At 70.7% G+C, this 13,515-nt stretch carries 10 protein-coding genes; 8 read left to right on the top strand and 2 right to left on the bottom strand.

Annotated elements, in window-relative coordinates; genetic code table 11:
- The first annotated feature begins 11 nt into the window (after positions 1–11).
- From ACFRIC_RS27130 to ACFRIC_RS27100, 7 genes are all read left to right on the top strand, one after another.
- A complete protein-coding gene (locus ACFRIC_RS27130; protein WP_382790617.1) occupies positions 12–1,259 on the top strand; it encodes a spermidine/putrescine ABC transporter substrate-binding protein in 1,248 nt (415 codons plus the stop codon).
- A 5-nt stretch (positions 1,260–1,264) separates the two neighbouring features.
- Positions 1,265–2,419 (top strand): ABC transporter ATP-binding protein, encoded by a 1,155-nt coding sequence (locus ACFRIC_RS27125; RefSeq protein ID WP_382790614.1) that lies wholly within the window; start codon positions 1,265–1,267, stop codon positions 2,417–2,419.
- Positions 2,419–3,348 (top strand): ABC transporter permease, encoded by a 930-nt coding sequence (locus tag ACFRIC_RS27120; RefSeq protein WP_382790611.1) that lies wholly within the window; start codon positions 2,419–2,421, stop codon positions 3,346–3,348. The genes ACFRIC_RS27125 and ACFRIC_RS27120 overlap by 1 nt, the downstream gene beginning before the upstream one ends.
- Positions 3,349–4,149, top strand: a complete 801-nt coding sequence (locus tag ACFRIC_RS27115) for an ABC transporter permease (RefSeq protein WP_361683034.1) — start codon at positions 3,349–3,351, stop codon at positions 4,147–4,149.
- Between the two features lie 27 nt (positions 4,150–4,176).
- A complete protein-coding gene (locus ACFRIC_RS27110; RefSeq protein ID WP_382790607.1) occupies positions 4,177–5,604 on the top strand; it encodes an NAD(P)/FAD-dependent oxidoreductase in 1,428 nt (475 codons plus the stop codon).
- Positions 5,605–5,829: 225 nt separating this feature from the next.
- Entirely contained in the window at positions 5,830–6,288 is a 459-nt protein-coding gene (locus ACFRIC_RS27105) for a hypothetical protein (RefSeq protein ID WP_382790604.1), read from the top strand.
- A gap of 121 nt (positions 6,289–6,409) precedes the next feature.
- A complete protein-coding gene (locus tag ACFRIC_RS27100) occupies positions 6,410–8,245 on the top strand; it encodes a chitinase (protein ID WP_382790600.1) in 1,836 nt (611 codons plus the stop codon).
- On the opposite strand, the gene ACFRIC_RS27095 is transcribed toward ACFRIC_RS27100, so the two are convergent.
- Both ACFRIC_RS27095 and gabT read right to left on the bottom strand, forming a co-directional pair.
- Positions 8,184–8,900 (bottom strand): phosphatase PAP2 family protein, encoded by a 717-nt coding sequence (locus tag ACFRIC_RS27095; RefSeq protein ID WP_382791269.1) that lies wholly within the window; start codon positions 8,898–8,900, stop codon positions 8,184–8,186. The two genes, ACFRIC_RS27100 and ACFRIC_RS27095, sit on opposite strands and share 62 nt — an antisense overlap.
- Positions 8,901–9,359: 459 nt before the next feature.
- The gene (gene gabT, locus ACFRIC_RS27090) at positions 9,360–10,694 is read right to left on the bottom strand and encodes a 4-aminobutyrate--2-oxoglutarate transaminase (protein WP_382790597.1); all 1,335 of its coding nucleotides are present in this window, start codon (positions 10,692–10,694) and stop codon (positions 9,360–9,362) included.
- 301 nt (positions 10,695–10,995) lie between these two features.
- On the opposite strand from gabT, the gene ACFRIC_RS27085 reads away from it, so the two are divergent.
- The gene (locus ACFRIC_RS27085; protein ID WP_382790593.1) at positions 10,996–13,425 is read left to right on the top strand and encodes an ATP/GTP-binding protein; all 2,430 of its coding nucleotides are present in this window, start codon (positions 10,996–10,998) and stop codon (positions 13,423–13,425) included.
- Positions 13,426–13,515 lie beyond the last annotated feature (90 nt).

The raw sequence follows: 13,515 nt of genomic DNA, 5'->3' as shown, positions 1-13,515 counted from the left end.
GGCACCAGAGCATGGAGCAGTACGAGCCCGAACGCCTGTCCCCGGTGCAACTGGCCGCCATGCGGCGCAGCTTCCGCAACGGCAGGGCGTCCCTCACCCGTCGTTCACTGCTGCGCGCCTCGGCGGGCGGCGCGCTGGCCGTCGGCGGACTCGGGGCGCTGAGCGCCTGCGGGATCCCCGCGGCGGGCAGGACCCAGGGCGGCACGTCCGCCCAGGACCACTCGGCCACGGAGAAGACCCTCAACTTCTCCAACTGGACCGAGTACATCGACCTCGACGACAGCGGCAAGCACCACCCGACGCTGGAGACCTTCCGCAAGCGGACGGGCATCTCGGTCAAGTACACCGAGGACATCAACGACAACAACGAGTTCTTCGCCAAGATCAAGCCGCAGCTCGCCGCGGGCCAGCCCACCGGCCGTGACCTGATCGTCCTCACCGACTGGCTGGCCGCGCGCGTGATCCGCCTGGGCTGGGTGCAGAAACTCGACCCGTCCAACCTGCCGCACGCCTACACCAACCTGTCGCCGCAGTTCCGCAACCCCGACTGGGACCCGGGACGCGCCTACTCGTACCCGTGGCAGGGCATCCCCACCATCGTCGCCTTCAACAAGAAGGCCCTCGACGGGATCGAGGTGAAGTCGGTCTCCGACCTCCTCGACAACCCGAAGCTCAAGGGCCGCGTCTCGTTCCTGTCCGAGATGCGCGACACCATGGGCATGACCCTGCTGGACATGGGCAAGGACCCGGCGAAGTTCACCGACGACGACTTCGACGCGGCGATCGCCCGGCTCCAGAAGGCCGTCGACAAGGGCCAGATACGCCGCTTCACGGGCAACGACTACACGTCCGACCTGACCAAGGGCGACATCGCGGCCTGTGTCGCCTGGGCCGGCGACATCGTCCAGCTCAAGAACGACAGCCCGGACGTCGACTTCGTCATCCCCGACAGCGGCTACATGACGTCGACCGACAACCTGCTGGTCCCCAACAAGGCGCGTCACAAGACGAACGCCGAGCGGCTGATCGACTTCTACTACGAGCCTCAGCAGGCCGCCGAGCTCGCCGCGTACATCAACTACGCGACGCCGGTCGAAGGCGTGAAGCCCTACCTTGCCAAGATCGACCAGGACGCGGCGAACAACCCGCTGATCGTCCCCGACAAGGCCATGCAGGCCAGGTCCCACTCCTTCCGCGCGCTGAGCCAGAAGGAAGAGACCGCCTACGAAGAGAAGTTCGCGAAGCTCACAGGGGCGTGACGATCATGACGACAGAAAACAGCGGCGACGTCCGCCTCTCCGGAATCAGCAAGACGTACGACAACGGCTTCACCGCCGTGCAACCGCTCGACCTGACCGTGCCGCACGGCTCCTTCTTCGCCCTGCTCGGTGCCTCGGGCTGCGGCAAGACCACCACCCTGCGCATGATCGCCGGTCTGGAGGAACCTTCCTCCGGCACCGTGCACCTCGGCGACCAGGAGGTGACCAACCTGCCGCCGTACAAGCGGCCGGTGAACACCGTCTTCCAGTCGTACGCGCTCTTCCCGCACCTGGACATCTTCGAGAACGTCGCCTTCGGCCTGCGCCGGCGCGGGATCAAGAGCGTCAAGAAGCAGGTCGAGGAGATGCTCGACCTCGTCCAGCTCGGCGAGCAGGCACGCAAGAAACCCCACCAGCTCTCCGGCGGCCAGCAGCAGCGCGTCGCGGTCGCCCGCGCGCTCATCAACCACCCCAAGGTGCTGCTCCTGGACGAGCCCCTCGGCGCCCTCGACCTCAAGCTGCGCCGCCAGATGCAGCTCGAACTCAAGCGGATCCAGACCGAGGTCGGCATCACCTTCGTCCACGTCACGCACGACCAGGAGGAGGCCATGACCATGGCCGACACGGTCGCCGTGATGAACGCGGGCCGCGTCGAACAGCTCGGCTCGCCCGCCGACCTGTACGAGAACCCGCAGACCACGTTCGTCGCCAACTTCCTCGGCACCTCGAACCTCATCGAGGCCGAGGTGGACACCAGGAGCGGCGAGGACATCGTCCTCAAGGCGGGCGGCGGCAAGCTGGTGCTGCCCCAGGCGCGATGTTCCGCACCGACGGGGGCCGGCGGCAAGGTGCTCGTCGGCATCCGCCCGGAGAAGATCTCCCTCACGCACGCCGACGACGCGGGCGCGATACCCGCCGGCCGCAACCGGATCACCGGCAAGATCGCCGACTCCAGCTTCATCGGTGTGTCCACGCAGTACGTCATCGACAGCGCCGTCTGCCCCGAGTTCGAGGTCTACGCCCAGAACATCGAGCGCGACTCCCGGCTCGTCCCCGGCGCGGACGTCGTCCTGCACTGGAGCCCGGCGCACACCTTCGGCCTCGACGCGGCCCAGGACATCGACGCGGGTGTCGACACGGCCGAGGAGGAGGCCGCCTGATGGCCACCGTCACCGAGGCCGAAGCGCCACCCCTCGCGCCGGCGCCCGAGCAGAAGCCGCCGAAGAAGCGGGGCCGCCTGGTCCCGTACTGGCTGCTGCTGCCCGGCCTGCTCTGGCTGGTCGTCTTCTTCGCGCTGCCGATGATCTACCAGGCCTCCACGTCCGTGCAGACGGGCTCCCTGGAGGAGGGCTACAAGGTCACCTGGCACTTCGCGACCTACTGGGACTCGCTCGCCGAGTACTGGCCGCAGTTCCTGCGCTCGGTCTCCTACGCGGCCGCCGCCACGGTCCTGTGCCTGCTGCTCGGCTACCCGCTGGCCTACCTGATCGCCTTCCGCGCGGGCCGCTGGCGCAACCTGATCATGATCCTGGTGATCGCGCCCTTCTTCACCAGCTTCCTGATCCGCACCCTGGCCTGGAAGACGATCCTCGCGGACAGCGGTCCGGTCGTGCACGCGCTGAACTCGTTGCACATCCTGAGCGTCACGGACTGGCTCGGCTGGACCGCGGGCGACCGCGTCCTCGCCACACCCCTGGCCGTGGTGTGCGGTCTGACGTACAACTTCCTGCCGTTCATGATCCTGCCGCTCTACACCTCGCTGGAGCGCATCGACGGCCGGCTGCACGAGGCCGCGGGCGACCTGTACGCCAGGCCCTGGACGACCTTCCGCAAGGTCACCTTCCCGCTGTCGATGCCGGGCGTGGTCTCCGGAACGCTGCTCACCTTCATCCCGGCGGCCGGTGACTACGTCAACGCCGAACTCCTCGGCTCGACCGACACCCGCATGATCGGCAACGTCATCCAGACCCAGTTCCTGAGGATCCTGGACTATCCGACGGCCGCCGCGCTCTCCTTCATTCTCATGGCCGCGATTCTCCTCATGGTCACGGTCTACATCCGCCGGTCCGGGACGGAGGATCTGGTCTAAATGCCCTTCGTCAACTGGCTCAAGCGCCATCTCGTCGTCATCGCGGGACTGCTGACGCTGTCCTATCTGCTGCTGCCCAACGTCGTCGTCACCGTGTTCTCCTTCAACAAACCGAAGGGGCGCTTCAACTACGAATGGCAGCAGTTCTCCACCGACGCCTGGAAGGACCCGTGCGGCGTCGCCGACATGTGCGGCTCGCTCGGGCTCAGCCTCCAGATCGCCGTCTGGGCGACGATCGGGGCCACCGTCCTCGGCACGATGATCGCCTTCGCGCTCGTCCGCTACCGCTTCCGCGCACGCGGCGCCGTGAACTCGCTGATCTTCCTGCCGATGGCGATGCCCGAGGTCGTCATGGCCGCCTCGCTGCTCACCCTGTTCCTCAACATGGGTGCCCAGCTCGGCTTCTGGACGATCCTGATCGCCCACATCATGTTCTGCCTCAGCTTCGTCGTCACGGCCGTCAAGGCGCGTGTCATGTCGATGGACCCGAGGCTGGAACAGGCCGCCCAGGACCTCTACGCCGGCCCGGCGCAGACGTTCCTGCGGGTCACCCTGCCCATCGCGGCCCCCGGAATCGCCGCGGGCGCGCTGCTCGCCTTCGCGCTCTCCTTCGACGATTTCATCATCACCAATTTCAACGCCGGCTCGACCGTCACGTTCCCCATGTTCGTCTGGGGTTCGGCGCAGCGCGGAACACCCGTTCAGATCAATGTCATCGGTACGGCCATGTTCCTCGTCGCCGTACTGTTCGTCCTGTCCGGAATGATCATCGGAAATCGCCGGAACAGGCAGAAGGCATAACCGTCACCCTTGTAGGGAGTTGAAATCATGGCCCCAAGCGCCATGACCCGTGGTAATCAGTGGACGAAATCCCTTTCCGACGCCCAGCCGGTCCCGTACTGGCTGGACGACCCCGGTAAACCCCACCCCGAGCCCGCGCTCACCGGCGCCGAGACCTGTGACCTGCTGGTCGTCGGCGGCGGCTACAGCGGACTGTGGACCGCGCTGATCGCCAAGGAGCGCGACCCCGGGCGGGATGTCGTCCTGGTGGAGGGGCGCGAGGTGGGCTGGGCCGCCTCGGGCCGCAACGGCGGCTTCTGCGCCGCCTCCCTCACCCACGGTCTGTCCAACGGGCTCACCCGCTGGCCGGACGAGATCGCGAAGCTGGAGGAGCTGGGCGCCCGCAACCTCGACGAGATCGAGGCGGCCGTCGCCCGCTACTCCCTCGACTGCGACTTCGAGCGCAGCGGCGAGATCGACGTCGCCACCGAACCGCACCAGGCGGCCGAGCTGCGCGAGTGGCACGAGGAACTGGAACGCAGGGGCCTCGCCGAAGGCATCGAGTTCCTCGACACCGACGCGGTGCGCGAACAGGTCGACTCCCCGACCTTCCTGGCCGGGCTGCACGACCGGCGCGGGGTCGCCATGCTCCACCCGGCCAAGCTGGCCTGGGGCCTCAAGCGCGCGTGCGTGGAGCTCGGCGTGCGGGTCTACGAGCACACGCCCGCCCTCGAACTGAGGCCGGCCGGTGCCGGCATGGCCGTCCGCACCCCGTACGGCTCCGTCCGTGCCCGCCGGGTGGCCCTCGGGACCAACATCTTCCCGAACCTGGTCAAGCGCGTCCGCCCGTACACCGTCCCGGTCTACGACTACGCGCTGATGACCGAACCGCTCACCGCCGACCAGCTCGCCTCCGTCGGCTGGAAGAACCGCCAGGGCCTCGGCGACTCGGCGAACCAGTTCCACTACTTCCGGCTGTCGGCCGACAACCGCATCCTGTGGGGCGGGTACGACGCGATCTACCCCTACGGCGGCCGGGTGCGTGCCGAGTACGACGACCGGCCCGAGACGTACGCCAAGCTCGCCGAGCACTTCTTCACCTGCTTCCCGCAGTTGGAGGGCCTGCGCTTCTCCCACGCCTGGGGCGGCGCCATCGACACCTGCTCCCGGTTCTCGGCGTTCTTCGGCAGCGCTCATCAGGGCAAGGTCGCCTACGCGGCCGGCTACACGGGCCTCGGTGTGGGCGCCACCCGGTTCGGCGCCGAGGTGATGCTCGACCTGCTGGCGGGGGAGCGCACCGAACGCACCGAGCTGGAGATGGTCCGCAGGAAGCCGCTGCCGTTCCCGCCCGAGCCGTTCGCCTGGACCGGCATCGCGCTCACCAAGTGGTCGCTGGCCCGCGCGGACACGCACGGCGGCCGGCGCAACCTGTGGCTGAAGACGATGGACAAGCTGGGCCTCGGCTTCGACAGCTAGGGGCACGCAAGTCCCGGTGACAAGTGACCGGTGACTGGTGACCGGGGGCGGCTCGGCGCCGGTGGCGCGGCGGCCGGCCGCCGACGACGGCGCACCGCCCGGCCCCGTGCCGGACCGGCGAACTGAATTTCTGTCAATTCGTCGTCCGAACCCGCGTAATGAACCGCCCGGACCTCCCTCTCCTCTGTGACGCGACCCGCGTCGACACGAGAGGGAGGTTCCGTCATGACAGGGCCCAAGGCGGCGGTCGAGTGGCTGGCATCCGTGGCACCCGACCCCGAGGCCTGCCGCTGGGAATGGGAGCGCAGCCCCCGCGGGGTCGCGCTGCTGCCGGCGGGGAAGGCCTGGGACGTCCTGATCCTGCCGGCCGGGCTCGGCTATCCCACCCTCGACGTCCTGACCCGGGTGCTCGACCAGCCCGGGCCGGTGCTCGTCGACTTCGGCGACGCCCGGATGGGCTTCTTCGTGCCCGCGGGCACCGCCGCCCGGTGGCTGGGCACGGGCGTGCGCACGGCCGGCCTCGGCACCTGGATCGTGGTGCCCTACCCGGGACGGTCGACCGGCGGGGTCCGCTGGCTCGTCGCGCCGGACGGCTCGGGCACGCTCACGGATCCGGCGCTGCTCGAACTGGCCATGCACGAGGCCGCGGCCGGCCTCGCCGGTGAGGAGGGTCGGCGGTGGTGAGGGGGAGGTTCCGGCGGTCAGGTGAACTCCGTTGCCCGCCAGGGGTCTTGACAACCGAATTGGTCTGGACCAAGTTGGGCGCGCGCTCCATCCCCCAACTCCCCCCTGCCCGGAGGCACTCATGGCCCCCACCAGACACGACAGACCCCTCGCACCCCGCCGCCGCAGGCTGCTCGCCGCCTGCGCGGCCACCGTCCTGGCCGTGCCCGGACTGGTGGCGCTCTCCACCACCGCCCAGGCGGCCGACGTGAACGTGGCCAAGAACGGCGGCTTCGAGTCGGGCCTGGGCAACTGGACCTGCACGGCGTCCACGATCGTCAACTCGCCTGTGCACAGCGGCGGGTCGGCGATGATGGCGACCCCGGCCGGCAGCGACTACGCGCAGTGCTCGCAGACCGTGACCGTGAAGCCGGACGCGCAGTACACCCTCTCCGGCTACGTCCGCGGCGCCTACGTCTACCTCGGCGCGAGCGGCACCGGCACCACCGACGTCAGCACCTGGACCCCGTCCGCCGCCGACTGGCAGCAGCTCGCCACCACCTTCCGCACCGGCGCGTCCACCACCCAGGTCACGATCTACACGCACGGCTGGTACGGCACGGGCTCCTACTGGGCCGACGACCTCTCGCTGACCGGCCCCGGCGTCGACGCGGGACAGCCGCCGGCCGCGCCCGGCGGTCTGACGGCCGGCACGGTCACGTCCTCGTCGGTCGGCCTGTCCTGGACGGCGGTGTCCGGCGCGACCGGCTACAACGTCTACCGCGACGGGGTGAAGGTCCAGAGCGCCACCGGGACCTCGGCCACCGTGAGCGGGCTGACGGCCTCCACCGCGTACTCCTTCCAGGTCACCGCGACCAACGACGCGGGCGAGTCCGCGAAGTCGGCGACCGTCACCGCGACCACCTCGGCGGGCTCGGGCGGAGGCGGCGGAGGCTCCTCCGACCTGCCCACGCACGCGCTCGTCGGCTACCTCCACGCGAGCTTCGCCAACGGCGCCGGCTACACGCGCATGGCCGACGTGCCCGCGAGCTGGGACGTGATCGACCTGGCCTTCGGCGAACCCACCTCGGTCACCTCGGGCGACATCCGCTTCAACCGCTGCCCGGTCAGCGAGTGCCCCACGGTGGAGAGCGACGCCGACTTCAAGGCCGCGATCAAGGCCAAGCAGGCCGCCGGAAAGAAGGTGCTGATCTCGATCGGCGGGCAGAACGGACAGGTCCAGCTCACCACGACGGCCGCCCGCGACACCTTCGTCTCCTCGGTCTCGAAGATCATCGACACCTACGGCCTGGACGGCCTGGACATCGACTTCGAGGGCCACTCGCTGTCCCTCGACGCGAGCGACACGAACTTCAAGAGCCCGACCACCCCGGTGATCGTCAACCTCATCTCGGCCCTGAGGACCCTCAAGGCCAAGTACGGCTCGAAGTTCGTCCTGAGCATGGCCCCGGAGACGTTCTTCGTCCAGCTCGGCTACCAGTACTACGGCACCGGGAAGTGGGGCGGCCAGGACCCGCGCGCCGGGGCGTACCTCCCGGTGATCTACGCCCTGCGCGACGACCTGACCCTGCTGCACGTCCAGGACTACAACTCCGGGTCGATCATGGGCCTCGACAACCAGTACCACTCCATGGGCGGCGCCGACTTCCACATCGCGATGACCGACATGCTGCTGACCGGCTTCCCGGTGGCGGGCGACGCGAACAACGTCTTCCCGCCCCTGCGCCCCGACCAGATAGCGATCGGCATGCCCGCCACCACCAACGCGGGCAACGGCTACGTCGCCCCGGCCGAGGTCACCAAGACCCTGGACTGCCTGACGAAGAAGACCAACTGCGGCTCGTACGCGACCCACGGGACCTGGCCCGGCCTGCGCGGTCTGATGACGTGGTCGGTCAACTGGGACCGGTTCGGAGGCTGGGAGTTCTCGCGGAACTTCGACGCGTACTTCGGCTGACGAAGAGCCACAGGGCCGACAGCAGCACCGCGCAGAGGCACCAACTGGCCACCACGTCCAGTGGCCAGTGGTAGCCGCGCCGGACCAGGCCGAAGGCCACGCCCGCGTTGAGAGCCACGCACACGCACAGCAGCGCACCGCGGGCGCCCGCGGAGCGCAGCAGGGGAAGGAGGAGCAGGGTCGCCGCGCCGTACGCGACGGCGGCGGTGGCGGTGTGCCCCGAGGGATAGAAGCCGGTGCCGGGCCCCATGACCGGGGGGCCCGGCCGGGAGACGAGTTCCTTCAGGGGCACGATCACCGCGGGCACGAGAAGCATCAGGGCCGCGGCGGCGGCCGGGGGCAGCCACCAGCGGTCCAGACCGGTGGCACGGTTGTGCAGGGCGACGAGGACCAGCGCCAGCGTGAGCACCGGGACCGCCACCTGGACGCTGCCCAGGTCGGCGAGCAGTTCGGAGAAGCGGTCCGGGTGCACGAGGCCGCCGCTCAGCCGCTCGTCCAGACGCACGAGCGGACCGTCGGCCACGACCTGCCAGGTGATGAGCAGGAAACACAGGCCGGGCAGGCCGAACAGAAGAGGCGTGCGGGACATGGGGGACAGCCTGCCACTGTCCGCGGCCGCCGCGGCGCGCGCCCACCCGCCGTCGACGGCGGAAATGCGGCCGAGCCGAACAAGCGGAAGGAAGGGGCCCGCGGACGAGCGGGGTCCGGGGGCCGGCCGGAGAAGGAGTCGGCCGCCCCGGAACAGGGGGGGTGGTTCCGGGGCGGCCGCAGGACCGGAGATGCCGCGCGCCCCGGGGGGTTTGGGGCGGGCGACCGTCCGATCGGTGAGGAGAACCGGAGCCGCAAGCTCCGGGTGTGTGCGCGAGGGCACGACCAGGGCGAAGCTGGGGAGGCCTCGGCCCTGTACAGCCCACAGTTCCCTGCGGGCGGGTGCATCCCTGATCTGGTTAGAACCTACGGCAGGGGGTGCGCCTCCGACAGACGGATTCGCGTCCCGCCATGCACCTCGCACACCTTCTTCACACGCCCCCACGGGAACGCCGCAGCACCGCGCCCCCGGCGGAATCCGCCCGGGGGCGGATTCGGGGACGCGGTGCTGCGGGTGCCGTCGTCGTCAGATGCGGGCGAAGGCCTGCTCGATGATGTCGAGACCCTCGTTCAGGAGGTCCTCGCCGATGACCAGCGGGGGCAGGAAGCGGAGGACGTTGCCGTAGGTGCCACAGGTCAGGACCAGCAGGCCCTCCTGGTGGCAGGCCTTGGCGAGCGCGCCGGCCGCCTCCGGGTTCGGCTCCTTGGTGGCCGGGTCCTTGACCAGCTCGATGGCGATCATGGCGCCGCGGCCGCGGACCTCGCCGATGATCTCGAACTTCTCCGCCATGGCGCCGAGGCGGGTCTTCATGACCGACTCGATGTGCTTGGCCTTGGCGTTGAGGTCGAGCTCCTTCATCGTCTCGATCGCGCCGAGCGCACCGGCGCAGGCCACCGGGTTGCCGCCGTAGGTGCCGCCCAGACCGCCCGCGTGGGCGGCGTCCATGATCTCGGCGCGGCCCGTCACGGCGGCGAGCGGCAGACCGCCCGCGATGCCCTTGGCGGTCGTGATCAGGTCCGGGACGATGCCCTCGTCCTCACAGGCGAACCACTGGCCGGTGCGGCAGAAGCCGGACTGGATCTCGTCCGCGACGAAGACGATGCCGTTGTCCTTGGCGAACTTGCTGATGGCCGGCAGGAAGCCCTTCGCGGGCTCGATGAAGCCGCCCTCGCCGAGGACCGGCTCGATGATGATCGCGGCGACGTTGTCGGCGCCGATCTGCTTGTTGATCATGTCGATGGCCTGGGCGGACGCCTCGGCGCCGGCGTTCTCCGGGCCGGTCAGCCAGCGGTAGCCGTAGGCGACCGGCACGCGGTAGACCTCGGGCGCGAACGGGCCGAAGCCGTTCTTGTACGGCATGTTCTTGGCGGTCAGCGCCATCGTCAGGTTCGTACGGCCGTGGTAGCCGTGGTCGAAGACGACGACGGCCTGGCGCTTGGTGTACGCACGGGCGATCTTGACGGCGTTCTCGACGGCCTCGGCGCCCGAGTTGAACAGCGCGGACTTCTTGGCGTGGTCGCCCGGGGTCAGCTCGGCCAGCGCCTCGGCGACGGCGACGTAACCCTCGTACGGCGTGACCATGAAGCAGGTGTGGGTGAAGTCCTGGAGCTGGGCGGAGGCCCGGCGCACGACCGCCTCGGCGCTCGCGCCGACCGACGTCACGGCGATGCCGGAGCCGAAGTCGATGAGGCGGTTGCCGTCGACGTCCTCGATGATCCCGCCGCCGGCGCGCGTGGTGAAGACCGGGAGCACCGACCCGACACCGGCCGCGACCACGGCGGTGCGGCGGGCCTGCAGCTCCTGCGACTTCGGGCCGGGGATGGCGGTGACGACGCGGCGCTCCTGCGGAAGTGCGGTCATGAGGGGCTCCCTGATGATCTTGCGAACCGGACGGTCCCCGACGGATGCGGGGCGGTCCGGGCGGGGGGTTTTCGGACGCTTGCCTTCTTTCTTCGCAGGCTAGAGCCGACGAGGGGGGCTCGGCATGCGCCATGTGGGCGTTGTCGGAGGAATCCGTTGTCCGCGATGGACATAGAGGGGCGGACGCCCGGTCCTCCCGTCCCACCGCGGGCCCGGCCGCGTAAACGGTGAACTCGCCCCGCGGGACCACTAGATTGGCCTGAGAGTGACAGGCGGACTGGCTGGTCAGGGGGCGCACACGATGGACTTCGACGGTACGCGCGACGCACGTGGCACGCATGCCGACCCCGTGCCTCGTCCGGCCGCACCCCCCGGGGCCGTCCCCGGGGGCGCTCCGCCCAGGCCCGCGAGCCCGCCGCCCGCCCCGTCCGGCCCGCCGACGGCCCGCCCCGCCCTGCGCGACTGGCTCAACGCGCCCCGCCCGGAGGCCGCCCTCGGGATCTGGCGGTACGGATACACCGCCCCCCGGGAGTCGAAGGAGAGGCGGCGCCTGCCCTCCGTGACGATCGTCGGCCTGGTGATCCCCCTGGTGCTCGGGCTCGTCGTCTGGTCCCTGTGGCGCCGGGGGAACGTCCCCTACCAACTGGTCGTCCTGAAACTCTTCACCCCGGAGGACTGGTGGTGGGGCGGGACGACGGCCCCGAAGAGCTGGCAGGGCGTGGACGCCCGCGTCGTCTACGACGGCCTCTTCTTCGCCGCGCTGATCTACACGATGGGGCGCCTCGGAAGCTGGCGCGAGATCGCCCACCACTTCGTCGTACAGCGCGCGCAGCCGGGCCGGGCCGTCATCGCGGCCCTCGGGGCCCTGCTGACCCTCACGTTCGTGTGGCCCGACGCCTTCCCCGGCGTCGGCTGGGAGCCCCTCCCGATCGTCAATCCGGTGCTGTCCCTGGTGGCGCTGATCGCCGGCGGCGACGACGTGTTCGCATCGCTCGGGATCACCTACGGCGTCTACACGCTGGTCACCGTGCTCGTCGTGCTGCCCTTCGCCAAGCTGGGCGGCTGGTGGCCCCTCCTCAAGGAGCGCCTCGGATCCCGGCCGGCCGCCACCGGCGCCGCGACCGGCACCGCGACGGCCTCCCCGGCCGCACCGGAAGAGCCGTCCGGCCCCCCGGCCGAATGGCCCGAACTGAGGGCCACCGGACAGCACAAGGCGGCGGAACTGCTGTCCTCCGAGGTGCTGACCGAGCGCATGAACGACGTCGACTGCGCCAGGATCCTGCGCGCCTGGACCCGGGCCAGGTGCGACGGACAGCTCGGCGTCTTCAGCGACACCGTGCTGCGCCGCGGCGCGGCGGCCTGGACCCATCCCTCCGGAGCCCGCGACCTGCCCGTCCGCGCCGCCTCCCACGACCTGCTCGCCGCCCAGGTGCGGCTCGGCCGCTGGGTCGCCAGGGAGCGCACTCCGCTCGCCTACTCCGGCGCGGGCGCCGCTCTCGGCCCGGCGACGCTCGGCACCTCCCTCCTCGCCGTCGGACCGGCGGGTTCCGGCAAGACCCGCCACCTCGTCGCGCCCGTCGCCGAATCCCTGGGGCTGCAGGCCCTCACCGCGCGCTGCGCCGTCGTGGTCGTGGCCGCGGCCGGGACCCCGGTCGGCCCCGACGGGTCGTACGACGTCGTCGTGAAGCTCGGCGACCCCGAGTCGGTCCACGACCTGGACCTGTACGCCGACTGCGACGACGCCGACGAGGCCGCCGCGTTCCTCGCGGAAGGCCTGGTCGGCGGCGCCGACGGCGTCGACGTGCGGCGCGCCGCCACGGCCCTGGCCCAGTTGCTCGGTCCCTACCGAGCCGTGCACGGCACGTTCCCCACGATCCCCGTGCTGCGCGAACTGCTCGAAGGGGTGCCCGCGCTGCTGGAACCCCTGCGGCAGGGCCTGTCCGCCGGGGGCCACCCCGCGATGCTCCGCGAACTGGAGGCGCGGCTGCGGCAGAGCGGCGGCCCGAACGACCCGGGCCCGGTACTCGCCGACCGGCTGGCGCTGCTGGACCGGCCCGTCTTCGCCGACTTCTTCGGCGCCGGCACGAGCGCCCGGCCGTTCTCGCTGCGGGCGGTGGCCCATCATCCGCTGCGGGTCCGCGTCGACCTCCCGCAACGCGGCTACGAAGAGGCGTCGCAGCTCGTCACCCGGCTCCTGCTCGCCCAGTTCGCCGCCGTCGTCCGCGGCGGCGACCGGCGCGGGCACTTCGCCTGCCTCGTCCTCGACGACGCGACCGGCGCCCTGACCGCCGAGACCGTACGCCGCATCCAGGGCCTGCGGGCGCACAACGCCGGAGTGGTCCTCGCTCTTCGGACCATCGGCGACATCCCCGAGGCGCTGCACGGGCCGTTGTACGGCGCGGTCGGCTGCCGCATGGCCTTCTCCGGCGTCACGACCTGGGACGGCGGCCGCTTCGCCGAGTCCTGGGGCACCGAGTGGGTGGAGGCGCGCGACGTGGCCAAGCACACCGTCTTCGCCGACCAGCCCATGACCCGCGCCATCCACGCGCTGCGCAAACTGGTGACCGGCAAGGCGGTGACCACGGACGCCGTGACCGTGCGGCAGGTCGAGCGGGAACGCTGGTCCGCCTCCGAACTGGCCCACGCCGTCCCGCCCGGCCACGCCGTACTGTCGCTGACCAGCGTGGACGGCGAACACGCCCCGCCGCTCCTGGTGGACCTGCGGGGCTGAGGGGCGGCCGGACGCGGGACGGAGGGCTGCCGGGGCGGGCCTGGCGGGCGGCCGAAGGTAAGGACGTGCGGACCCGCTGACCTGGGCGTA

The organism is Streptomyces sp. NPDC056738 (assembly GCF_042790435.1).
Taxonomy (GTDB): domain Bacteria; phylum Actinomycetota; class Actinomycetes; order Streptomycetales; family Streptomycetaceae; genus Streptomyces.
The sequence above is the reverse complement of the archived record's forward strand: the minus strand, read 5'-3'. Positions and strand labels throughout refer to the sequence as shown.

What these genes read in the sequence shown, in the direction of transcription:
- ACFRIC_RS27085 (WP_382790593.1), top strand. Translation starts at nt 10,996, where the DNA reads ATGGACTTCGACGGTACGCGCGACGCACGTGGCACGCATGCCGACCCC.
- ACFRIC_RS27130 (WP_382790617.1), top strand. Translation starts at nt 12, where the DNA reads ATGGAGCAGTACGAGCCCGAACGCCTGTCCCCGGTGCAACTGGCCGCC.
- ACFRIC_RS27105 (WP_382790604.1), top strand. Translation starts at nt 5,830, where the DNA reads ATGACAGGGCCCAAGGCGGCGGTCGAGTGGCTGGCATCCGTGGCACCC.
- ACFRIC_RS27110 (WP_382790607.1), top strand. Translation starts at nt 4,177, where the DNA reads ATGGCCCCAAGCGCCATGACCCGTGGTAATCAGTGGACGAAATCCCTT.
- ACFRIC_RS27100 (WP_382790600.1), top strand. Translation starts at nt 6,410, where the DNA reads ATGGCCCCCACCAGACACGACAGACCCCTCGCACCCCGCCGCCGCAGG.
- gabT (WP_382790597.1), bottom strand. Translation starts at nt 10,694, where the DNA reads ATGACCGCACTTCCGCAGGAGCGCCGCGTCGTCACCGCCATCCCCGGC.
- ACFRIC_RS27125 (WP_382790614.1), top strand. Translation starts at nt 1,265, where the DNA reads ATGACGACAGAAAACAGCGGCGACGTCCGCCTCTCCGGAATCAGCAAG.
- ACFRIC_RS27120 (WP_382790611.1), top strand. Translation starts at nt 2,419, where the DNA reads ATGGCCACCGTCACCGAGGCCGAAGCGCCACCCCTCGCGCCGGCGCCC.
- ACFRIC_RS27115 (WP_361683034.1), top strand. Translation starts at nt 3,349, where the DNA reads ATGCCCTTCGTCAACTGGCTCAAGCGCCATCTCGTCGTCATCGCGGGA.